A 24,803-nucleotide genomic window follows, 5' to 3' on the forward strand; every position below is an offset into this window, starting at 1 on the left:
ATATCATTATAGCTAATCCGGATATGCTTATAGCTAATAAGAATATGCTTATAGCAAATCTGTTGTCAGGTATTAATAGATAATCCATCAGGTATTAACAGCCTGAACACAAGGGATTAACACCTTAATTTTCAGCCACTAATGTTTGAGTTGGTGTATCTATATATTCAACACATTGTATCTATATACTTACCATATTGAATCTATATATTCAGTACGGTGGCTCTATATGCCCAGCAACCGGTATAAATAAATTTGAAAGGTGAAAGCAATAACGGGAGATTTCACCTTGATTTCTTCTACGCTTTCACCCGCTATCTCCTTATTCATCGATGTTTCAGATATAAGGTGAAACTGGTGGAATTTATGAGTTTAAAGTTCATGTTATACTTATGAGAATCAGTAATTGAAAACAAATTCTCATTCATTTCCCATCACTCCACAGCAATAAAAGGCTCTTCACTCACCGAAGAAGAATGCCGCCTGTTGATTGTAGACGGTATCACCGCCAAGGGAAAACCGCTGTATGATCATAATATGGTAAAGGATCATTTCGAAGCTTTGCGTTTTATAGTGGAAGAGGCTAAAAAGAAACGTGAAATTACTCCTGTTTTTATACAGGAAATTTCAGTTCACGTAATGCGTACTACGGGAGGTATAATCTATTCCAGTGCAGGAGATTATGATTCTTCCAAAGGAGATTGGCGCAAATCTTCCGTGCATGTAGGTGACCGTTATTTCGTAAACTATCAGAAAATAGAACGTGAAGTAACCCGTCTATGCGAAATACTAAATCAGCGTATCAAACAAGTTCAGACACTCGACTCTATCTATCAGTTAGCTTTCGACGCCCATTTTTATTTAGTCAGCATCCATCCGTTTGCCGATGGAAACGGAAGAATTTCACGCTTATTGATGAATTATATTCTCTCTTATCATCAACTCCCTCTAGCCACTATATTTAAAGAGGATAAACTGGAATATTATCAGGCATTGGAAGCATCATGTCCTCAAGATGATGAAGAACCGGACTTATGCCCTATCCGTGATTTCATGTCTGCTCAACAAATGAAGTATCTTTCAATGGAGATTAAGAAATACAAGCAGGCGGAGAAAAGGGGGGGGGATGAGGTTTGTTTTCTAAGTAGATATAATGAAGGTAGCAGTTGAATAAATTATACATTTAATCAACTATTGAAATATAGAAATCATCTCACTAAGAAATATTATAAATATATTGATATCCAAATAGAGCATAAAAAAGTCGGAATCTCTTTATCAAGACTCCGACTCAAATACAAACTTTAACCTATGTTCTTATAGACTCAGACATTACTTAAAGACATAAACTTCATATAGTTCACATCCCCAAGAAGCCAAAAGTTCACATTTCACATATCTTGCAGTTATAGGTTCAATGAATTTATAATAATCCGCATCCTCATCAGCACTGGCTACCTTGCCCAAATAATTCCATGTATTACCATCTGAAGATACTGATAATTGTATATTTTGAGGAGCAGAATAATATATGTAATCAAAGCCTACTCCATTAATCGTTCTCTCTTCTCCCATGTCAAGCGTAAACGAAATGTTTCCATCGGATGCTATTCCCTCATAGTTGTTTGTAGTTCCGTCAATAAGCGCACTACCACCATCATTTTGCCAGATATCTCCGTTGTCTTCTACTTCTACAGACCAACCTTGTTTAGACCACTCTACCCAACCGGAAGGTCGTTTGTAAGAAACAAATTCAAATCCTTTTATATATTTATTTATATTCAAAGTGAAAGAACTTCTCTTCTCGTCCTGCACAAAGACCGGGTCTTCACACTCGAAAGTAGCCATTATATTTAATGTGTTTGACGAATCATCCGACGTACGAAGCAAAAAGTCATTAGTAATTTCCCAAGTAATATCCCCAGTCGTTTTCTCCCCTGCCGGTATTACGATTTCAGAAGGAGTGATAGTTATGTCTTTCAGATATTCATCATCCAATCCTTCCGTTGTAAGTTTTACCTTTACATCTTTCCGAGCAGGGCGATCCAACTGTACACTAAATGTATATAGATTCCGCTCCGTTTTCTTAAATTCTCCGTTAAAATAAATATGCTCAAACGTAGTTTTACTATCGGCTTTTCCTTCCAGGAAACCTGTGGCTACATAAGCCGCTTTTTTTATCAGGGCTTTTGCTTCTAAAGTGGTAGACGGCATCTTATATCCTTGTACGGTAGCTTTTACTCCTAAATTACAGGTGGCCTCATCATAATTGGATTGAAAAGCTTCCATATCTTTTACATTCAAAGTAACGTTGGCATCTGTATAGCCTGCCGGAATTATCAATTTAGTATCGCTTAACTCCACATTCTCTCCCATCGGTTCAAAGGTGACTATTGTTTCCTCGGGAGATGCATTAAAACGAAAAGTGAATGTTACAAGCTTATCAAACTCTAATATGCCATCATTATTATAGGTAGCATTCACCGTTATTTCCGAACCGTCCTCATCATCCGCCGCAAGCGTAAAATTGTTATCGGGATAAGTAAGCAAATTCAAATCTTCATCTTCCCGGCATCCGGAAAGAACTGTCAGCGAACTAATCGCCAACAAAAAGAAAAATCTATAAAGTATTCTCATTTCTACAATTATTTTTAATTTTATTGTAAATCATCGGGATATTGGTAAGGTGTGGCGTCATTGTCCTTATAAAATACAGTAGGTGCCATTAATGGAGAACCATACAGAGTTTTTACATCAGACAGACGGCGGAACACATTGCTGTAATTCTCCGGTTTCGGCGAGAATCCCACAAACCAACCGGAACCTTGGTTTATCAGTCTTTGCCCTTGCAAATCACCGCCAGTACCTCTGACGAACTCCATGGATTGACCGGAGCATTCTTTAGATGTCAAGTCTCCGTAAGGATTGGACGAAGGATCTCTACCATAGTCACCAATAACAATATCTATCCAATTTTTCATAGTTACTCCATCAACAACAGTCACCTTCGAACTATACATTCTTCGTAATGCATATACCGCTACGATTTTGTCAGGCATTGCTTGTTTAGTCTCGTAACATAAACGTGCGGCAGCCTCTTCAGTAGGCTTTGTCAGTGCCGGATTATTCGGGTCATAAGCACCTTCATACTCATCGTCAAAACACACTCCGTCCAAATTATATGCTTTGCAATACTGAGCCAATTCTCGTGCAAAGTCCTTGGCACCTTGTTCGGATAATTGCGCTACCCCTGTGATATCCCCGTTGCTAAGCACTCCCAATACTATTTTAGCACCGCGCTTACGGAGCGGTTGTAAAAACACCTCATTATTATCCAACAAGTATTGTATATAGCTATTGCATTTCAAATAAGGACGTTGAGCCTGTGCATCCCAGTTTATATTAGCGGCAAATGGAGACACAACATCCCATAACAGTTTTCCGTTCTCCAATTGAAAAGACAAGGCATTCAGTGGATTTGTACCATCAAAGAAAACAAATGATTTTACCACATCTTCCCCTTTATAGGTATCTCCCAACTTTCTCATATCTTTTATCAAATAGATACAATGACCGGCTTTCTCATCCTTTATGGTAATGTCACTGCTTGTGTGGGTAAGAGCTATAGGCAAAGCATATGTTTTATCTTCTTTTAAGGTGCCATCCGCCTGAATGGTGATATCAGTCCGGGCAGATTTTGTTTGAACATCTACCGTAAGCATCCCGTCATTCTTGAAAGACACGAGGTGCTCAGGATATAATTCAAAATCAGTTTCATGCTCTTTATTATAAGTATCCAAATAATTGGCATCAATGATCACTTGAGCGGAAGTAGTACTACCCGGTGCTTTACTAAGCCCCATCTTTACAGAAGTAGTATAAGTATCCTTGTACAGTTCTATTACGCTAGAAGCCAAATTTGACTTTCCGTCACGTAGATATCCGTTGTTCTCATAAATACCGGTATATGCTGATTCATCAACCGTTGTATCTATTACAAGATCATCAGCACAAGAGGTTAGATAAGTTAAGCAGCTTGTAAATGTAGCAACCACCAAACCTGTTATCAGATATTTTTGTTTCATAATAATATTCTTTTTAATAAAAAGGATTAATACATTTGAGGAAGTTCTACAGGAATCCATACCGGTTCTTTATTCCCGGTAATATCATTTCCATTTCCGGTACGGTCTATGACAACTTTTCCGGAACCCTCATTAAATTTCCAATAAGCTACGAGCCCTTCACTTGCAGGATCTACCTTGTAAGGATTATCTGCAATCTGCTCTGCAGTTCTCTCTACGTTCCAGATACGAACTTCCGAAATCTCGCCCGGAAGCCAACGGGTGCCATCGAAAGAACGACCTATATAACAATTCCTAGTTAAATTTACTGTACTATTTGCCGACTGGTCTTTATAAACTTCCACACCATTCTTATAATAAATCCGGTTTTTATTGACAGTATTATACACAACAGCTATGTGTACCCATTCATTTACCGGAAGTCCAATACCCGGTGCGTGATTTGCCGGTGGAAAACTTCCGCCTGGCACAAATGCCTGAAGTTGATCACGCGGACGGTCACCATCACCGATACGTATCAGGAAATTACCTTCAATTCCAAAAACAGAACTTAATGCATTGTCGCGCTTGGCTACCCAGTCATCACTTCGTACCAATGCTTCCACTGTAATAGTAGTCATCTTGCTTACATCACTACTCCAATTTATCGGGAAATAGTTTTCTTTGATATTGGCTACAACATTAATAAGAGCAGCTCCTTTGATGATAAAATAAGTAGTACGGGCACTCTCAAGAACTCCGATACCGGATACATCTGTTATTGTGACAGGCAGCACGTAGCGACGTGAGTCGTCCAATTGATTCAAATTGACGAAATTCACGATGATGTCATCCCCGGAAATTTCTCCGGTTTTAATCGTAGCGTCTTTCACAGGGATATCATAATATGCCTCGGGAAGTGCTGTAGCATTATCTGCAAAACTCAGATTGTAAGCAGCTGTCAAAGCCGGTTTCGCATCAAAGCTGATTTGGACTTCATCATCAGCGGGAGCTGCAAGCCGATAAGTGATTTTTCGACTATCAGACAATATGTCTTCTTTAATTAGTAAATCGTCTGTTACAGGTACCGAGCTTATATAAAGCTTATTGTCATAATGATGTTCATCATTAATATCCGTATCCTTACAGCTGCTCATCGTAAATACGGTAAGTGCCATAATAGCCAATTGATAAATATGTAATTTCATATTGTATTTCTATTTATTAGGATTCATTATATGAATAGTTTCACGTACTGCCGCGTAGGTATTGTTGTAATAGTCCTTTTGGATATTGGTTATAAAAATACCAGCACGGGTATAAGTTGGAGATGATTGTACAATCCATTGAGCAGTACCTTGTGCAGCCAATGTCTTGTTTCCATTTGCATCCTGTGTATTCCAATAACCGATTATCATATCCTTATCTTCTTGTTGAGGAAGCTGTGCACAAGCTACAAAACGATCTTTGGGAACAGGGTTCGCATCCATTCCTGCTGCATCTATCCCTGCTTGAATAGCCATGAGAACATTCAATGTCAAATCATCTATATTTTTGGAAGAAGCGGTTTTCAATATCAAATGATTATATTCATCCAGCATATCCATGTTTTCGGGAGTCAGATATTGCACATAACTGTATAATACCAATGTTTTGTTGGCATGTTTATTTCGCCAATCTAATACTCTACTGAAAAAGTTTTGTTGGCGCGTCTTGTATTGTTGCAATACAGCTTCTTGCATGCCTACCATTGAAAGTCCTGTATAATCGATAAGGATGCCATCATATCCATAGCTGTCACACAGAGCCAACATAGCGTCCGTACGTTCGTTCAGAAACTTTTGCGCATCTTCTTCCGTCAATTCTGAATTTTCTTTCGCCTTCTTATTCCATTCTTGTTCCAGACTCTCATAATTGATAATGGAAAGCGTACGAATACTTTTCTCGCGTATTTTCACCATTTCGACTTGTGTTTCATTCGAAAGGTTTTCTGAGTTGTTCAAACAGACGAAATCGACACTATCCGGTATAGCGATGAGACGTTCGACCTGGTTACTTGGATTACCGACCGGATTGTCAAAAGAAACAAAGACTAACTTATGTTCTCCAGCTTTGTAGTTCTTCTGATCTCTGATATAATCAGCATATAATTGCGGATTCTGCTCTTCAAACGTAGGATAATGGATATCAATGCTTTCCGGGTCTGTCCAGTCCTCACACGAGGAATACACCATCCCCCATGTCATCAATATTACTGCAAACCAACTATTTTTTACTATTCTTCTCATATTTGTTATCGTTTAAAGATTTTAATCACATTATTTTGCATAAGTTCACTAAGAACTTGGTAAAATGTAATCAATCCTATTCTTCAAGTAACAAGGAGGGACTATATAAAAGACACAGAAGCTACCGTTTGATTCAATGCATTTCACTACCAAGAACTAAAGATTTTTGAGCTTTTCCGAAAAAAATTATAAATTCAGCTAAGTGTTTATTAATTTAGCGTTGTTTTATTAGCAAAGGGAAGGAAAGTCGACACCTTCCTTTGGAGTTCAATAAAATGTATAACCATTAAATAAAATGTATGGAAAGCAAACATTCGCTTCAAAAGTCGAAGCTATTTCGAGCTTTACTGATTCTCTTGTTGATAGCAGTTCCTGTACAATGGGCTGCGGCACAGTTGACCTTATCGACTCCCCGTACAACTTTGGGTAGTGTTATTAAACAAATTCAATCACAATCAAAGTATCAGTTTTTTTACAATGACAAGCTGTCAACAATTACCGTTGAGCCGTTAAAAGTAAAAAATGTCTCTTTAGAGGAAGTTTTAGACACACTTCTGAAAAATAAAGATATCTCTTATAAAATAGAAGAGAATATTGTTTATTTATCAGAAAAAGGAGTTCCTGCTCCAACCCAACAACCAACTGGAAAAGAACGTACTATAACAGGCCGAGTTTTGGATGCTAAGGGAGAACCTCTGATTGGTGTCAGCATCCTGATAAAGGGTACAACTGATGGGGCTATAACTGACTTGGATGGTAACTATAAAGTGGTTACTAAGAACGCTAACCCTATTCTTGTTTATTCTTATATAGGTTATAAGACACAAGAAATTCCATTAAAAGGACAGACAGCCATCAATATTACGATGTTGGATGATACACAAGTAATAGACGAAGTTGTTGTCACTGCATTGGGTATCAAACGTTCGGAAAAGGCATTAAGTTATAATGTACAACAAGTGAACACCAATGAGATTACATCAAACAAAGATGCAAATTTTGTCAATTCTTTAAATGGAAAAGTAGCAGGTGTCAATATCAATGCCTCTTCATCAGGTGTTGGTGGTGTTTCAAAAGTAGTGATGCGTGGTACAAAATCAATTATGCAATCTTCCAATGCACTATACGTAATCGATGGTGTACCCATTTTTTCCGGACGTTCAACAAAAAGTGGAGGTACGGAATTTGACTCACGAGGTTCCAGTGAGCCGATTGCCGATATCAATCCGGAAGATATTGAATCAATGTCTGTATTGACGGGTGCTGCCGCAGCAGCTTTGTACGGTTCGGAAGCTGCTAATGGCGCAATTGTAATCACGACTAAAAAAGGAAAAGAAGGAAGGGTTAGTATTACAGTCAATTCAAACACTGAATTTACATCTCCTTTTATTATGCCACGTTTTCAGACCCGTTATGGAACAGGTATGGAAGGTGTGCAGAATGTTTCCGGGGCACGTAGCTGGGGCCGTAAACTAACAGAAACCAACTATTTTGGCTATAGTCCTCAAGATGACTATTTCCAAACAGGCGTTATTGCTACAGAAAGTGTCTCATTTTCTACCGGAACAGAGAAAAATCAGACATATGCTTCAGCAGCAGCCGTAAATTCAAAAGGTATTGTTCCTAATAACAAGTACAATCGTTATAACTTTACAGTCCGAAATACAACATCTTTTTTGGATGATAAAATGACATTGGATTTCGGAGCAAGTTATATTCTACAAAATGATAGAAATATGACGAACCAAGGTACGTATAATAACCCGTTAGTAGGAGCTTATTTATTTCCGCGTGGCAATGACTGGGAAGATATTAGTATGTACGAACGTTACGACCCTGCTCGCAAGATTTATACTCAATATTGGCCCGTTGGTGATGAGGCCATGACTATGCAGAATCCATATTGGGTGAATTATCGCAATCTGCGTGAGAACAAAAAAGACCGTTATATGCTGAATGCTAATTTAAGTTATCAGATATTAGATTGGTTGAGCGTTTCCGGTCGCGTTCGTTTGGATAATTCTAATAATGATTATACAGAGAAGTTCTATGCTTCCACCAATACTCAATTGACGGAAAAGTCGTCTCGCGGCTTATACGGAATTACCCGAACAAATGATAAGCAGTTGTATGCAGACTTCCTTGTGAATGTTAATAAAATGTTTGGTGAAACCATTTCATTGCAGGCAAACGTTGGTGGTTCTTTCTCCGATATACGTTCTGATGCAATGAAAGTACGTGGTCCGATTGCTGATGGTACCGATTCATTTAAAGGTGAAACTGTAGGCTTAACCAACTTCTTTGCTATACAAAATTTAAGTCCTAGCAAAACAGAACGTATGCAAGAGGGGTGGAGAGAGCAGACTCAATCTATATTTGCTTCTGCCGAATTAGGATATAAAAGTACCTACTATATAACTTTAACAGGACGTAATGACTGGCCCTCACAGTTAGCTGGACCAAATTCGAAAAGCAAATCTTTTTTCTACCCGTCAGTCGGTGCTTCTGTGGTTCTTTCTGAACTAATGCCAAAGTTGAATAAAGATTATCTGTCTTATATGAAACTACGTGGTTCCTGGGCATCTGTAGGTAGTGCTTTCGGAAGATATTTGGCCAATCCTCGTTATGAATGGACTGCTAACTCAGCTCAATGGAGTATCATGACCCAATATCCTTTATATAATTTGAAACCAGAACGAACTCAATCATTTGAGGTCGGATTAACCATGCGCTTCTTGAAGAATTTTGATTTAGACATTACATATTATAATGCTAAAACAATGAATCAGACATTTAATCCGCAGTTGCCAGTCAGTGGATGGTCAGCTATGTATATTCAAACAGGAGCGGTACGTAATCAAGGTATCGAGCTTTCATTAGGATATAAAAATACATGGAATAAATTCAGTTGGGACACCGGCTTCACATTTTCTATGAATAGAAATAAAATCTTAACTTTGGCCAGCGACGCTATTAATCCTATCACAGGAGAAAACTTCTCTATTGGCACACTCAACATGGGAGGTTTAGGTGAAGCTCGTTTCTTATTAAAGGAAGGTGGCAGTATGGGCGACTTGTATTCTTTTATTGATTTAAAACGGGATACTAATAATAAAATATACATTGATCAAGCTGGTAAAATGACAACCGAGACAATCAAGGACCCTAAAAAGTATATAAAGCTAGGAAGTGTATTACCCAAAGGTAATTTGGCTTGGCGTAATAATTTTAGCTGGAATAATTTTAATGCTGGTTTCCTTGTTTCTGCACGTTTGGGAGGAGTTGTATTCTCACGAACACAAGCCATGCTTGATTATTACGGTGTTTCTGAGGCAACTGCTGAAGCTAGAGATCATGGATATGTGCTCGTCAACGGCAATGATTGCGTTAATCCGGAAACATGGTATGGAATTATCGGTGGCGGAACTTCAGTTCCACAATATTACACCTATTCTGCAACTAATGTCCGTTTGCAAGAAGTATCATTAGGATATACTTTCCCTCGGAAGATGTTACATAATATTTGCGACATTAAAATATCTATGATTGGGCGTAATCTTTGGATGATTTACAATAAAGCGCCGTTCGATCCGGAAAGTATTGCTTCTACAGATAACTTCTATCAAGGAATAGACTACTTTATGATGCCGTCTTTACGCAATATAGGATTTAGTCTAAGTTTCAAATTCTAAACAATGCATTAATATGAGAAATAATATAATAAATAAACTGTTTTTGGGGGCATTGACCATATCTTTCATATCTTGTACTAGTCAATATATGGATATAAACTCCAATCCATATCAACCGGGAAGTTTAGCAGCTGATGATTACGCTTTGGGTTCTGCAATGAGCAATTTAGCTGGTTGTGTTGTATCTAGTGATGTTAATACAGCACAGTTTACAGATTGTTTGCTGGGAGGACCATGTGGAGGGTATTTTGCCGACTCCAAGAGTGCATGGGCATTTACAATTTCCAATTTCAATCCGACAGATGACTGGACAAGGGTGTTCTTGAAAAGTGATAAAGTTATCCCGGTTCTATATAGTAACTTGCCAACAGTAAAAAGTGTATCTGAAGCTACTAACAATCCGGTTCCTTATGCCATTGCTGAAATTATAAAAGTAGCGGCAATGAGTCGTGTGACCGATACTTATGGTCCTATACCTTATTCTAAAATTGGAGCAGACGGAAAAATAACCATTCCTTACGATTCTCAAGAGGAAGTTTATAATAAGTTCTTTGAGGAGTTGAATCATGCAATAGAAATCCTGACAAAAAATAGCGGTTCGGCTCTTGTGGCTACTGCAGACTACGTATATGGCGGAAATGTACCAAAATGGATTAAGTTTGCCAATTCACTAAAACTACGTTTAGCTATCCGGATTTCCTATGCTAATAAAAAATTAGCTCAAGAGATGGCCGAAAGTGCAGTAAAACATGAATTTGGTGTAATAGAATCCAATGAGGATAATGCTAAATGGAATTATTTCGGTACAATACCTAATCCACTGTATACGGCAGTTCGATATAACGAAGAAACAAGTGGTGGTGACAGTCATGTAGCAGCAGATATTGTCTGCTATATGAATGGTTATGCAGATGCACGTCGTGCTGCTTATTTTGAGAAATCCGGTTGGGAAGACCAAGAATATGTCGGATTGCGTCGAGGCATTAACCTTGAAAAAGCGAAAGATTATTTTATAAACTATTCCAAGATAAAAATCTCAGCTTCCGATCCCATCCTTTGGATGAATGCAGCAGAAGTTGCTTTTCTAAGAGCTGAAGGAAAAGCTATATTCAAGTTTGATATGGGAGGAGAAGCACGTGATTTCTATAATCAAGGAATACGTCTTTCATTTGAACAATGGAGCGCTGGTAACCCTGAAGAATATTTGAATGATGAAAGCAAGATACCAACCACCTATACAGATCCTTCCGGACTCAACCCATACAATTCTCAGCTTTCAACAATAACGATAAAATGGGATGAGTCTTCTACTGATGAAGTGAAACAGGAACGGATCATTACTCAGAAATGGATAGCCAATTGGATGTTAGGAAATGAAGCATGGGCGGATTATCGCCGTACAGGTTATCCTAAATTGATTCCGACTACTGACGAAGGCAACATGAGTGGTGGAACTGTGGATAATAAAAAAGGAGCACGTCGTATGCCTTATCCGTCTGCAGAATATATAGACAATACAGTCAATGTACAATATGCTGTTAACAATTATCTGAAGAGAGCAGATAATATGGCTACTGATTTATGGTGGGCATGTAAACCTTAGTGACTGACCTTTAATCATTCAATATTGTATGAATAATATATTTATCAATGTAATATCAGAGATGCAAAATCCTGAATTATACACCAAGTCTTTAGGGAACTTAGTAGTAAGTCAAACTTTATAAGCAAAAAACTATTTTATACTATAATAATATGAAAAAAATATTCAAATATACACTTCCTGCACTCATCGCCTGCCCGATGATGCTGGCGGCATGCTCGGAATGGACAGAACCGGAAAGCATTACTCTCCGTTACCCTTCCATCGAAGAGCAGAATCCGAAACTATACGCCCAATACCTGGAATCACTCAATGATTTCAAAGCCAGTAAACATTCCATTGTCATGGTTTCCGTGAACAACCTTAGCACTGCCCCTGCCAATCAAAGCCAACACCTCACGGCACTGCCCGATAGCGTAGATTATATCTGCCTGAATAACATCTTCGACGTGAACGAGATGCATATCACTGAAATGGATGAAGTTCGCAAAAAAGGCACGAAAGTAGTAGGATTGGTAGACTTTGACGCCATCGAAAGTGCATGGCAAGCCATTCTTCAAAAAGAAGCGGAAGATGCTGCCAATGCGGAAACTCCCGAGGAAGGGATCGAACCGGAAAGTAATGACGAATCGGAGAGTGAAGACGAAACAACAGATGAAGATCCGGCTATTGTCAACGCACGGCGTTTCATCGAATACTGTAAAAAAGAAACAGCCAGGCAATTGGATGCCATCAATGCACTGGGAACAGATGGTATAGTGATGAACTTCACCGGCTTCGACCTCAACTCCCTGTTGCAGGATGAAGAAAAGACAGCTGCCGAAACAGCACGCCAAGGCGCATTCTTCAACTTATTGACAGAATGGAAAGTTGACCATGCGGACAAAGAACTCATCTTCAAAGGAAGTCCGCAAAACGTCATCGGTAAAGAGATATTGGTAGAAAGCAAGTATGTCATTGTCAACGCCCACAGTGCCAAAAATCTCTACGAAATGTCTTATCTCGTACTGATGGCATCCGCCAAAGGCGTACCGACCGACCGCTTTATTATGGGAGTAACCACTCCATATCTCAGCAACATGGGTGACCAATATGGTGTGGTGGATGGGAGATCTGCCATCGTTGCCGCTGCCGAATGGACGCTGCAAGAAGTACCCAATTATATAAAAGCCGGAATCTCTGTGGATGGAGTAGAGCAGGATTATTTCAATCCCGCAAAAATATACCCCAACGTCAGAGAAGCAATTAATATCCTTAGTCCAACCGCTAAATAAAAAACAAGTTATGAAACTGAATAAATTAATAATGATGATGTTCATCGCTTTCTCCATCACCTTGACTGGATGTCAGAGTAATGAAGACGAACAGCATTACGACAATAAACTTTTCCTTTCCACAACAGCCTTCACTCAGGAAATCTTGTTTAAGGCAGGAGACACCAATATAGTAAAAGGACTTTCAGTGGAAATAGCCAAACCGGAAGCACATGATATCAAAGTAACAATGACACCGGCACCGGAATTATTGGATACCTACCGGAGTGCATATTACGATGACACAGCCATACTACTTCCCGAAACACATTATGTAATGGAAGAGAACAAAGTGACCATTAAAGCCGGTGCTGTTTCCAGCAACATACTACCTATCCAATTTATCAATACGGGAGAACTGGACGCAGACCTTACTTATGTATTGCCCGTCACCATCCAATCTGTCGAAGGAATCAAAGTACTGCAAAGCGCTAAGAATTATTACTATGTGTTTCATGGAGCCTCACTTATCAACGTAGTGTGCAACCTAAACGAAAATCGTGCCTACCCGGACTTCAACAATGATGAAAGATTCAATAACATGAAAGAAAATACACTGGAGCTACTCTTTAAAGCCTCTCAACTCAAAAATGAGGTAAGCACACTGATGGGTATCGAAGGCAAGTATCTACTTCGTATCGGTGACGCAGGCGTACCTTCCAACCAGCTTCAACTCGCTACCTCTAACGGCAATCTTACCAATTCCGACTTACAGTTTGACAGCAACAAATGGTATCACGTGGCTGTCACCTTCAAGGAAGGAGAGGCAAAGATATATATTGACGGAATAGAAAAAGCCTCAAATAAATTCTCAAGATTGAACACAGTCAGCTTAGGAACCAAACATTCGGACGAAAGCGGTGGACAAGCACGCTGTTTCTGGATTGGATATTCTTACAATGAACAACGTTTCTTCAACGGTTCTGTAGCCGAAGTGCGTATTTGGAACCGTGCTCTTACAGCCGAAGAAATTCAAGCTGTCAATCATTTCTATACTGCAGATCCTGCCTCAGAAGGCTTGATAGCATACTGGAAATTTGATGAAGGTGAAGGACAAACAGTGAAAGACCACAGCGCAAGCGGGTATAACTTGACCATCGAGAATCTTCCAAAATGGGAATTCGTTACCTTACCCGAAAAATAACCTGTTACCTCTTTACAAATAATCTTTTAACAGAATATGAATATGATAAACCACATTAAATATGCTTTTTTACCATTGGTAGTATTTACCACAGGACTTTTTACATCCTGTGATGAAGAACTTGAATTTACAGCAGATGAAAGCGCTTATCTTTCTGCCACACAAATCAACGGCATGTTACTTGATGCAACCACTAACAAAAATAACTCAATAGTGGAACTGCGCAATGACGAACAATCAACTGATATTGTATTCCGTCTTTCTAAACAACCGAAAACGGGAATAGATGTAACAATTACTGTAGACGAATCCTATGTAACCACCTACAATGCCATCCACAATACGGATTTCGAAATGTTTCCTGCAGAAAATGTAACAATCACCAACAACGGTGCTTGTCTGCTCGCACCGGATGACACGACAACTCCCGGTCTGAAAGTAACACTTACTGCTTTTGAAGGCATGGAAGAAGATAAAACGTACATCGTCCCATTGTCTGCAACTTCACCGACCGAAAGTATCTCATTTTCCGAAATGTCCAAACATATGGTATTGTTAGTACAGGATTGTCGTCATAAAGCCAATCATGACAAAGGAGAAGATGCTGTAAAAACCGTAATTTACTTTGAAGTGAATGATGCAAATCCTCTTAATGCATTAGAATTCAAAACAGCCAGTGGCAAATATTTCTTTGATGACGTAGTTCTTTTTGCAGCCAATATAAACTGGGATGCCAAAAAACAACGAGTATATATATCTAACAACGATAATGTACAATTCCTACTCGACCACAATGATGAGTATCTCCAACCACTTCGCAAAGCTGGCATGAAGGTTATCATCAGTATCTTGGGAAATCATGACCAAGCAGGCGTAGCCCAACTTTCGGAAATGGGAGCCAAAGAGTTTGCCCGTGAAATAGCCGCTTATTGTCGTGGATATAACTTGGATGGTGTAGCTTTTGACGATGAATATTCGAATAATCCGGTGCTTTCCAATCCTTGGCTGGCGGAGCGCTCTGTAGAAGCTGGTTCTCGCTTAATGTATGAATGTAAGAAAGCTATGCCGGAAAAAGTTGTATCATTGTATAGTTTGGGAAGTTTGTATGCCCGAAATCTAAAAATCATTGACGGTGTAGAACCAGGACAATATTGCGACTATTCCGTAGCGGATTACAATAGAACCGAACAACCCGGCATAGGCATGACATTAAAACAATGTGCAGGTATGTCTATTGAACTTTTTCGAGATAGAGGAGATACAAGTACCAGTACCGCACGTTCCAAAAAAAATGCAGGATACGGTTATTATATGTTTTTCTCTCCGAATCCTCCTAAATACATTTCGGACGCAGAAAAAAAAGACCAGCTAAAATATTGCGAGAATGTTTGCTTAGGATTGTATGACGAGAACCTTATACGTCCAAGCTATTATTATCCCAAAAACAGTACTGTTCGTACAGCACGCTAATATATTACTCTTTTAACGCTTAAATAAAATACATAAAATGAATCTATTAAAAAGAATATCGATAGTATTGTCAGCAACCCTCTTTCTGTGGGGTTGTTCTGATAGCGACGAACCGGTAAATGAAATGAATGACTCGCTTTCATTATCAACGAATGAAATAAAAATAAACGGTTTAGGAGGCGAAGTCGCCGTAACCGTCACAAGTTCGAACGACTGGAGATTAGCAGGCACATACGACTGGGCACACCCATCAGCTACATCAGGAAAAAGTGGAGACGAAGTTACATTCACCATTGATCCCAACTCGTTGGATGAAATCCGCACTGCAACTTTCAAATTCTTCGTTGGTTCTACAGTAGCCCCCTTACAAGTGGAATGTTCCCCTGTATATGCTGTAGACTTACTAACCGACCAAAAAATCGATTTGCCCCGAAAGAAAAGTGATGTGTCTATCAAGTTTGAAAGTAATGTTTCCGATCTTACCATTACTTACAGCGATGACAGCAAGGAGTGGCTGACATTAGAAAAACAAAGCGAATTTATCGGTAAAACAACACTATTGTTCTCTGTTGCCGAAAACGAGACATACAAAATCCGTTCAGCCGACGTTACTTTGGAAAGTCCGCTTCTTGACGAACCGATAGTAGTAAATATCACACAAGCCTGTGTACCCTACTTTACAATCACCCCGTCAGAGACATCGCAGAAATATGATTTATCGGAACAAACTATTTCCTTCACGGTAGAAAGTAATCTCGAGTATACGCCTTCAGTTGTAAGCGGCGCAGAATGGATTACTAATCAAACGATTTCCAAGGAGCAAACAGATGACAGAGGTATAACAACCAGCACATTATCCTACAAACTTTTGGCTGCATCAAATGCCAGAGTCGGTTCTGTCCGTGTGGAAAACAGTTTGAAAAATGCAGAAATCAGTATCGTCCAAGTAGATCCGAATACACCAGTTGCATCTATTTCAAACAGTGTTATCGCAGAATATGCCGAAACAAACGGATGGTTAGTGAGATTAGCCGCCAATGAATGTATCATTACAGAAGACGGAATGAAAGCAACCGAATTTGCTTGTACAGAAACGATAGATGACCTCAACGGATTGGAATACTTCCCCAACCTGACTACCATACAGATAAAAGGTAGCAGTTATTTAAAAAAAGTAGACATATCCAAGTTGCATAAAGTAACGTCACTGACAATTACAAATACTGCCACTATTTATATAAAAGAATTCAATTTTGGAAATAATCCAATCACTTCATTTGATTTATTATCCGCCAGATATTTCGGTTCCGGTTGTAAGGATTTAGTGTTTATCAGTGATAACCTTCAAGCAATCAACATGAAAGTACAACGTCCAAGTAGCGATTATGTCGAACGTATTGACCTGACTCAATGTCCGGCATTGCATACTTTCAAATTTAATGGAAAATATGTAGAGACTCTTTACCTGAAACCTGACCAAACTATCCCAAACTTGGAACTTGCTACCGAATACAAAATTGAACGTAAATGATTTAACGAACAGTGTTCAATAGGTATAAATCATAAAGGCTGCCAATAAAGGCATCATGCCAATCCTTATGAAGATAAGGAAAAACCGCAATATTAAAGTAAGCAGACATTAATATTGCGGTTTTCATTTTTTAATTGACGTAATAATACCTCTTACTATCTATACACATATTTCAACCAGTATTCAAATGCAGGATCTTGAATTTCAACGATATTTCCAGGCAATACATCAATTAAATCCTTTTCCAATGTTGCCTTACGCAAATTTTTAATATTGGCAGATGTACCCAATTTATACTTAGTCAATACTCCTTTTGATGAAAAATTAGAAACGCTGTCGGCTACTGCAAGCAAAAAATTAATTTGTTTGGGTGTCAATGAATCAACAACATTAGCAAATAACAGACTCAATTGAGCAATCAAGCTATTAAAAGCCTCTTCAACAATTTCTTTCGTACAACCACTATCCGGCGTACGAAACCAAACTTGTTGACTTAATTGTTGAGTATAGTAAGGATGATTTTTCATCTTATCGGCAATAAGTCCTGCCAATTCTGTTGAGATCTGTTTTCCCGTATCAGCGAAACGTTCAGAAATAAAAGTAACCCACTCCGCATGTTCTATCTTTGAAAGAAAAAGAATATCACCAAATTTATAAAATGGCATACCATAGTTATTAAATATATTCAGCAACATATGCCGCTTACTACCATACAAACAATAACAAACTGAAGTATGCTTTTGCCAATGGGAACGCAGTTTACGTTGAAAAGCCAATGGCTCTTCATACTCATTGATATTTTGAAACTCGTCAATACAAACAACAATCCTTTTTTTCGTATCATTAGCAATCACCTGAGGCAAATCCAAAATTTCATCATAAGACAAACGACTGTCCTTAAAATCAATACCAAACGAAAGTTCATAAGTTTGAGTTGCATCAGATATAGAAACTATAGGAGCCAGTCGTCCCAAGTATTTCTTTACCCCACCAACAAATTCTTCCCAAACAGTAGTGGTAGATTTTAATAAAGAATTTGCAAAAACAGTATAAAACTCTTCTTCTGTACGACAATTAAAAATATCAACCTGACAAATGATGACATTCTTTTCTTCCTCAGATATCAATTTAGCGACTTTATGCACCAAAGACGTCTTTCCCCAACGGCGAGGAGATATAATAACAGTATTTATCAGCCCTTTAAAGTTTTTCTTTAAGAACTCTGTTTCATTCCTACGATTCGTAAAATTCTCGTTTTCAGCTATTCGCCCATATAAGAAAGGAGTTTCCATATTCATCTGTTTTGATGCAAAAATAGGAATAAAGTATGAAATCAACAAATATGAAATCAATTGATTTCAAACTTACTGATTTCATACTTTATATTCCAACCCATTACTGTCCCGTAAAAGTGGATAAATAGTTCTTTGAAATAATTGAAATATAGTCTATTAGATACTACTTTTTAGGCGCGACGATTTGAAATCATACCTTTGAGGTCAATTAAGGTGACCTCAAATGAACCAAGATAAATATGTTTTCGCTCAGTTAGTAGAATTCTTGAACAATGATAAGTTCAGAAGACTTGTAGACAAGTATGATGGCAATCGTTATGTGAAACATTTCACTTGCTGGAGTCAGTTACTTGCAATGATGTTCGGTCAACTCAGTAATCGTGAAAGTCTTCGTGACTTGATTGTAGCTTTGGAAGCACATCAAGGAAAGCGTTATCATTTGGGATTGGGTCGTGAGCCCATTGCCAAAACTACGCTTGCATCTGCCAATCAGAATCGGGATTACAGAATCTTCGAAGATTTTGCTTTCTATATGATGAAGGAAGCATGTGAAAAACGATCGACTCACATCTTGGATATTCCAGGAAGGAAGTATGCGTTTGATTCCACTACGATTCCTTTATGTTTGGCTACATTCCCTTGGGCGAAGTTCCGTAAGAAAAAAGGTGGAGTTAAGGCTCATGTCCTTTATGACATAGAAGCACAACTTCCAGCCTTTTATACAGTAACTACAGCATCCAGGCATGATTCAACAGAAATGTCCGCAATTAATTATGAGCCAAATGCTTATTATATATTTGACAGAGCGTATGACTCGTTTAAAGAACTTTATCGGATTCATCTTACAGGTTCTTTCTTTGTAGTCAGAGCGAAGTCTAATCTGAAATGCAAGTTCTGTAAATGGAAGCGTAGAATGCCGAAGAATATCCTTTCAGATGCGGAAGTGAAACTGATAGGGTACACTTCTGAAAAGAAGTATCCTGAATCATTCAGAGTCATCCGTTTCTATGATAAAGAGGATGATCGTGAATTCACATTCCTGACGAATGCCAAACACATATCTGCACTTGATATTGCCAATCTTTATAAGAAAAGATGGTTCGTGGAACTTTTCTTCAAATGGCTGAAACAACACCTTAAGATAAAAAGGTTCTGGGGTACTACCGAGAATGCGGTTCGAATACAGATTAGTGTTGCTATCATCACCTATTGTTTAGTAGCTATTGTACAATATGATATGCAACTGAATCGTTCAACTTATGAGGTCTTGCAGATTCTTAGCATCTCATTAACAGATAAAACGCATTTACAAGAGCTGTTTAATAAGACTAATTTCAATGATGTCAAAGAACAATTTAATCCCCTTATTCCGGGATTATTTGATTAATTAATAACTCGTCCCGATTTTAACGGGACACTAGTGATTCCAACCATCTATTCCACCTGCTCTTTCGGATAATTCACCAAATACAATGTCTTCGTCGCCCGAGTAAAAGCTGTATACAACCACCGGAAATAATCCGGAGTCAAGTACTCATCCGTCATATACCCCTGATCTAAAAATACATTCTGCCACTGTCCGCCTTGCGCTTTATGACAGGTTATTGCATAGGCATATTTCACCTGCAAAGCATTGTAATGCGGATCAGCTTTCATCTTTTTCATCCGGTCTCTTTTGTTTGGAATATCTATATAATCCTCAAGTACCGTATAGAACAATCGGTCATTGTCTTCTTTCGGCAATGCGGGTGAGTCCGAATGTAAAGTGTCTAATAATAGATTCGCATCCAATTCAAAATCATTCTGGTCGGGAAAGCGGAGAGTGACTTCGGCAAAACGAAAACCGTATATTTCACGAGTTCGACGAACACGTCGGACAACTGCAATTTCTCCATTAGCGATAAAATCCATCTCCTTATATTTCTCTGTCCAATAATAATTATTTTTGGCTATCATCAACATATCTCCAGTGTTCAATTCATCTTCACGCCAAAGAATTTGTGCACGTATTCCATTATTATATAAGTTCGCACGTTTATTAGATCGACAGACAACAATCGTTTCATCCATACCATCATGATCGTAACAATTAGTCAGTTCTTCTATCAGTTCAGTTCCGGGTACCAGTTTAATATCAGGAAAACCTGTTATTTTTATCTTAGGTAAGGAATAACAATCATCCTCCGCTATCAGTTGCCTCAACTGCGTGGCATTCCACAATATTCCGGATTCTTGCACCTGGCGAACCACTTGGGTAAGATCAATCTCACGTACTTCAAGTCCATAACCTTTCAATGCATCAGCAAAAAGCGCAGGACTCAACTCCTCACCTACCGGGGGAAGCTGTGCTGTATCTCCCATCAACAAGAGCCGGCAACCTTGTCCCGAATACACAAATTGCACCAAATCATCCAATAAACGTCCTGTTCCAAACATACTGCCCGACAGTCCTTCATTTGAAATCATGGAAGCCTCGTCGACAATAAACAATGTATTGGTAGCTAAATTGTCATTGATCGAAAAGTTACTAAGCTCATTAGAAAAAGATTGTTGTCTATATATTTTTTTATGAATAGTAAAAGCCGGATGTCCTGCATACGCTGAAAAAACTTTTGCCGCACGTCCTGTAGGAGCCAACAATACAGATTTCTGCTGCAGCTGATCCATCGTTTTCACCAATGCCCCTACCAACGATGTTTTACCAGTACCAGCATAGCCTCTTAAGATAAAGACTTCATCTGCCAGTGTGGACAGCAGAAACTCTGAAAGAGATTTTACAGCAATTTCCTGCTCTAAAGTTGGCTGATAAGGAAAATTTTCCTTAATTTGCCTTTCTAAATAGTTATTTATCATTTTTGTACGAGAAAAAAGTTCGAGGAACTATCGTATTTAAATTTATTTATTCTATTTTTGCGATGCGAATATAACAACTAAAAACATAATTTATCATGAAAACAGTATTTAATATTGTATTGGTGCTTTGTGCTGCTGCACTGATTTACATCTGTTACACCAGCATTATGGGTCCTATCAATTTTGAAAACGCAAAAAAAGAAAGAGAAAAAGCAGTCATTGCCCGTTTGATCGACATCCGTAAGGCACAGCAGGAATACCGTTCGCTGCACCGCGGAATGTATACAGACAAATTTGACACATTGATTGACTTCGTTAAAAATCAAAAATTACCGTTCGTTATGAAGATGGGAATGTTGACCGACAAACAATTGGAAGACGGACTGACTGAAAAGAAAGCTATGGCTATCATCGAAAAAGCAAAGAAGACAGGCAAATATGATGAAGTTAAGAAATGGGGACTTGAAAACTTCAAACGTGACACTATGTGGGTAGCTGTTATGGATACTATTTTCCCGAAAGGATTCAACCCGGATTCTATGAGATACATCCCTTACGGAGGTGGTGCTCAATTCGAAATGAATGTAAAAAACGATACTGCTAAATCCGGTGCTCCTGTATACTTATTTGAAGTAAAAGCTCCGTATGAAACTTATTTGAACGGACTTGACAAGCAAGAGATTATTAATTTAAAAGATGTTCAGAGCAAATTGGGTAGATACTGCGGTTTGATGGTAGGTTCTATCGATACTCCGAACAATGGTGCTGGTAATTGGGAATAATGATTGATTTTACTAAATCAAAACAATATACTTTATCCATCCGTCTTAGTACGGATGGATTTTCTTTTTCTATCTATAACCCGATTCATGACGATTCGCTTTCAATCATAGAGAAAGAGATAGACGCTTCTCTATCCCTAACAGCAAATCTAAAGGCAATCTTCCACGAATCGGACTTCCTCAATCATCCTTACAAACGGGTAAACATTATGATGGCAAGTAAACGTTTTACAATCGTGCCATTAGACCTTTTTGAAGAGGAACAGGCGGAACTTCTATTTTATCACAATCATCAGAAAAAAGAAAACGAAACGGTACTCTACAATATTCTAAGAAAGAATAATGTAGCTGTCATTTTCGGTATAGACAAAAGCGCACAGATCTTTTTGAATGAACAATATCCCGAAGCTCGCTTTTATTCTCAATCTACTCCGTTTATCGATTATTTTTCTGTAAAAAGCAGATTAGGAAACAGTAAGAAGATGTATGCTTCTGTACGCAAAGACGGTATTGACATCTATTGCTTTGAACGGGGTCATCTACTTCTGTCTAATTCTTTTGAATGCACGCATACAGAAGACCGTATTTACTATTTATTGTACGCTTGGAAGCAACTGGAATTTAATCAGGAGCGGGATGAGCTACATCTAACTGGAACACTTTCCGAGAAAGAAGTTTTAATGAGCGAACTGAAAAAGTTTATCCTACAGGTATTTATTATGAATCCTGCAACTAATATTGACATGCAAGCCTTATTAACATGCGAGTAATCAGCGGTATTTACAAACGAAGAAGATTTGACGTGCCCCGAACATTTAAAGCACGTCCTACAACAGATTTCGCCAAAGAAAATCTGTTCAATGTACTCAACAACTACATCGATTTTGAAGAAGGAGTCACAGCTCTCGACTTGTTTGCCGGAACCGGAAGTATTAGTATCGAACTGGTATCCCGCGGATGTGATCGGGTTATTAGCGTTGAGAAAGATCCTGCGCATCACTCGTTCATCTGCAAAATCATGAAAGAGGTGCAAACAGACAAGTGTCTGCCAATACGCGGAGATGTATTCAAATTTATCAAGAATGGTCGCGAACAGTTCGACTTCATCTTTGCCGATCCTCCTTATGCATTAAAAGAGTTGGAAACAATACCTGAATTAATCTTCCAAAACGATCTTCTCAAAGAGGGAGGATTATTGGTACTGGAACACGGAAAAGATAATAACTTCGAAGATAATCCACATTTCATAGAGAGAAGAGTGTATGGAAGTGTAAACTTCTCACTGTTCAGATAAGTTTTCCAATCAATCTCATCACTATTAAAGTAGCGGAGCCAATAAACGCACGATAGACTCCGCAGCTTTTTGTCTCCACGAACGTCTGACCCAATTCTTAAAAAAGATTTGTGTACTTTCTCGCTGATCCTGAAGAAATATCTCTTTCATTTCAAGGGCTGTTTCTACGTCATACATAAAGGCATTCACTTCAAAATTGTGCTCAAAGCTACGAAAGTCAACATTAGTAGACCCCACTGTGGAAAGCATGTCATCTGAAACCATGAGCTTAGAATGCAGAAAGCCCCTCTTATAAAAATAGACTTTAACACCTGCCTGCATCACATCTGCCAAATAAGAACGCGATCCAAGATGAGTAATCCAATTATCGGCACGTTCCGGTAGCATTAAGCGCACATCTACCCCGGACAATGCAGCTGTTTGCATAGCAGCTAATATTTGCTCTGTAGGCAAGAAATAAGGGGTTTGCATATAGAAATATTTTTTTGCACTGGTAATGGCAACCGTCAAGCCCTGCATGATTTCTTTCCAGGGTCCGATAGGCTCACTCGTGACAATTTGCGCTAAAGAATTTCCACAAGAATCAATCTTTGGAAAATAACGGGAAGCAGTTATCAGCGTACGGTCTACAAAATACCAATCGAGCAGAAAAGCCGTTTGCAGACCGTGCACAGCCTTCCCTTCCAGCATGATGTGCGTATCACGCCAAACTCCCCAAGAAAAGCCACGCATATAGCGTTCTGCCAGATTCATTCCCCCAACAAAACCCACACGCCCGTCAATGACAACAATCTTTCTATGGTTCCGGTAATTCACTCTACTGGTAAATAAGGGAAAACGTACCTTTAAAAAGCTCCTGACCTCTATGCCGGCATTACGCATTTCTTCGAAAAAGCGGTTAGGCACATGCCAGCAACCTACATCATCATAGATCACCCGCACTTCAACTCCTTGAGAAGCCTTTTCTATCAGTACGTCTCTGACCAGACGTCCAATAGCATCATCCTCAAAGATATAATATTCCATATGGATATGCTGCTTCGCTTTTTGTAGTTCGCGCAATAATGATTGGAGTTTGGTATATCCTTCGGTATAGATTGCCACACGATTTCCCTCAAATGGAAATGCCTGATTCGTTTGCTGGAAAAGTTGAATAAGACGGGAGTATTCATAGGGAACATCCGAACAATCCTGTGCCAGATATTCGGCCATTGGTTTCTTTAATAGGCGGTCATAGCTTTTTTGCCCGATGATACGCTCACGACGCTGGCTCCGGCCAAAGAAAAAATAAAAGACAAGCCCGACAATAGGTAAGAAAAGTAATATGAGTATCCATGCCATCGTTTTAACCGGATTCCGGTTGTCAAGAATGATAATGACAATCGTACCGATAATGGCTCCAAAATAAAGAATATCAAAAGCTACTGTTGCTATCTGGCTAAGCATATAGTTCCAATCAATCATAGGAATCTCC

The 24,803-nt window shown here is 38.8% G+C and carries 18 protein-coding genes; 11 read left to right on the forward strand and 7 right to left on the reverse strand.

Features of this window, described 5'->3' with window-relative positions:
- The first annotated feature begins 537 nt into the window (after nt 1–537).
- Nucleotides 538–1,170 carry a Fic family protein gene (locus CJF29_RS19655; RefSeq protein ID WP_255299351.1) on the forward strand — a complete coding sequence of 211 codons (633 nt, stop codon included), beginning with the start codon at nt 538–540 and terminating at the stop codon, nt 1,168–1,170.
- Between the two features lie 162 nt (nt 1,171–1,332).
- On the opposite strand, the gene CJF29_RS19660 is transcribed toward CJF29_RS19655, so the two are convergent.
- From CJF29_RS19660 to CJF29_RS19675, 4 genes are read right to left on the reverse strand one after another with little or no spacing between them, the layout of a single operon-like run.
- Nucleotides 1,333–2,637 carry a DUF4989 domain-containing protein gene (locus tag CJF29_RS19660; RefSeq protein WP_008020610.1) on the reverse strand — a complete coding sequence of 435 codons (1,305 nt, stop codon included), beginning with the start codon at nt 2,635–2,637 and terminating at the stop codon, nt 1,333–1,335.
- Nucleotides 2,638–2,657: 20 nt separating this feature from the next.
- Entirely contained in the window at nt 2,658–4,085 is a 1,428-nt protein-coding gene (locus tag CJF29_RS19665) for a BT_3987 domain-containing protein (protein WP_074559383.1), read from the reverse strand.
- 26 nt (nt 4,086–4,111) lie between these two features.
- Complete coding sequence (locus CJF29_RS19670; RefSeq protein ID WP_008020607.1) at nt 4,112–5,272, reverse strand: DUF1735 and LamG domain-containing protein; 1,161 nt, start codon at nt 5,270–5,272, stop codon at nt 4,112–4,114.
- Between the two features lie 9 nt (nt 5,273–5,281).
- A complete protein-coding gene (locus tag CJF29_RS19675; RefSeq protein WP_074638836.1) occupies nt 5,282–6,352 on the reverse strand; it encodes a glycoside hydrolase family 18 in 1,071 nt (356 codons plus the stop codon).
- A gap of 299 nt (nt 6,353–6,651) precedes the next feature.
- Here CJF29_RS19675 and CJF29_RS19680 point away from each other — a divergent pair, with 299 nt between their 5' ends.
- From CJF29_RS19680 to CJF29_RS19705, 6 genes are all read left to right on the forward strand, one after another.
- The gene (locus CJF29_RS19680) at nt 6,652–10,044 is read left to right on the forward strand and encodes a TonB-dependent receptor (protein ID WP_074559381.1); all 3,393 of its coding nucleotides are present in this window, start codon (nt 6,652–6,654) and stop codon (nt 10,042–10,044) included.
- A gap of 13 nt (nt 10,045–10,057) precedes the next feature.
- The gene (locus CJF29_RS19685) at nt 10,058–11,647 is read left to right on the forward strand and encodes a RagB/SusD family nutrient uptake outer membrane protein (RefSeq protein WP_008020601.1); all 1,590 of its coding nucleotides are present in this window, start codon (nt 10,058–10,060) and stop codon (nt 11,645–11,647) included.
- Between the two features lie 152 nt (nt 11,648–11,799).
- Entirely contained in the window at nt 11,800–12,921 is a 1,122-nt protein-coding gene (locus CJF29_RS19690) for a glycoside hydrolase family 18 (RefSeq protein ID WP_008020599.1), read from the forward strand.
- A gap of 10 nt (nt 12,922–12,931) precedes the next feature.
- Complete coding sequence (locus CJF29_RS19695) at nt 12,932–14,104, forward strand: DUF1735 and LamG domain-containing protein (RefSeq protein WP_074560442.1); 1,173 nt, start codon at nt 12,932–12,934, stop codon at nt 14,102–14,104.
- A gap of 42 nt (nt 14,105–14,146) precedes the next feature.
- On the forward strand, nt 14,147–15,574 hold the full coding sequence (locus CJF29_RS19700) for a BT_3987 domain-containing protein (protein ID WP_099146494.1): 1,428 nt from the start codon (nt 14,147–14,149) through the stop codon (nt 15,572–15,574).
- A gap of 37 nt (nt 15,575–15,611) precedes the next feature.
- Entirely contained in the window at nt 15,612–17,105 is a 1,494-nt protein-coding gene (locus CJF29_RS19705) for a BACON domain-containing protein (protein WP_099146479.1), read from the forward strand.
- A 155-nt stretch (nt 17,106–17,260) separates the two neighbouring features.
- Here the strand turns inward: CJF29_RS19705 and CJF29_RS19710 are convergent, their stop codons facing one another.
- A complete protein-coding gene (locus CJF29_RS19710; RefSeq protein WP_175486935.1) occupies nt 17,261–18,403 on the reverse strand; it encodes an AAA family ATPase in 1,143 nt (380 codons plus the stop codon).
- A gap of 220 nt (nt 18,404–18,623) precedes the next feature.
- Here CJF29_RS19710 and CJF29_RS19715 point away from each other — a divergent pair, with 220 nt between their 5' ends.
- Nucleotides 18,624–19,787 carry an IS4 family transposase gene (locus CJF29_RS19715; protein WP_074557450.1) on the forward strand — a complete coding sequence of 388 codons (1,164 nt, stop codon included), beginning with the start codon at nt 18,624–18,626 and terminating at the stop codon, nt 19,785–19,787.
- Nucleotides 19,788–19,834: 47 nt separating this feature from the next.
- On the opposite strand, the gene CJF29_RS19720 is transcribed toward CJF29_RS19715, so the two are convergent.
- A complete protein-coding gene (locus CJF29_RS19720) occupies nt 19,835–21,253 on the reverse strand; it encodes an ATP-dependent DNA helicase (RefSeq protein ID WP_074557448.1) in 1,419 nt (472 codons plus the stop codon).
- A 95-nt stretch (nt 21,254–21,348) separates the two neighbouring features.
- On the opposite strand from CJF29_RS19720, the gene CJF29_RS19725 reads away from it, so the two are divergent.
- The 3 genes from CJF29_RS19725 to CJF29_RS19735 are packed head-to-tail and all read left to right on the forward strand — an operon-like array spanning nt 21,349 to nt 23,329.
- Nucleotides 21,349–22,035 (forward strand): hypothetical protein, encoded by a 687-nt coding sequence (locus tag CJF29_RS19725; protein WP_099146478.1) that lies wholly within the window; start codon nt 21,349–21,351, stop codon nt 22,033–22,035.
- The gene (locus CJF29_RS19730; RefSeq protein ID WP_099146477.1) at nt 22,035–22,805 is read left to right on the forward strand and encodes a DUF3822 family protein; all 771 of its coding nucleotides are present in this window, start codon (nt 22,035–22,037) and stop codon (nt 22,803–22,805) included. The genes CJF29_RS19725 and CJF29_RS19730 overlap by 1 nt, the downstream gene beginning before the upstream one ends.
- Complete coding sequence (locus CJF29_RS19735) at nt 22,796–23,329, forward strand: RsmD family RNA methyltransferase (RefSeq protein ID WP_099146476.1); 534 nt, start codon at nt 22,796–22,798, stop codon at nt 23,327–23,329. The genes CJF29_RS19730 and CJF29_RS19735 overlap by 10 nt, the downstream gene beginning before the upstream one ends.
- Nucleotides 23,330–23,353: 24 nt before the next feature.
- Here CJF29_RS19735 and cls read toward each other — a convergent pair whose 3' ends face one another.
- Nucleotides 23,354–24,793 (reverse strand): cardiolipin synthase, encoded by a 1,440-nt coding sequence (gene cls, locus CJF29_RS19740; protein WP_099146475.1) that lies wholly within the window; start codon nt 24,791–24,793, stop codon nt 23,354–23,356.
- Nucleotides 24,794–24,803 lie beyond the last annotated feature (10 nt).

This window comes from Bacteroides celer (genome assembly GCF_002632415.2).
Taxonomy (GTDB): Bacteria; Bacteroidota; Bacteroidia; order Bacteroidales; family Bacteroidaceae; genus Bacteroides.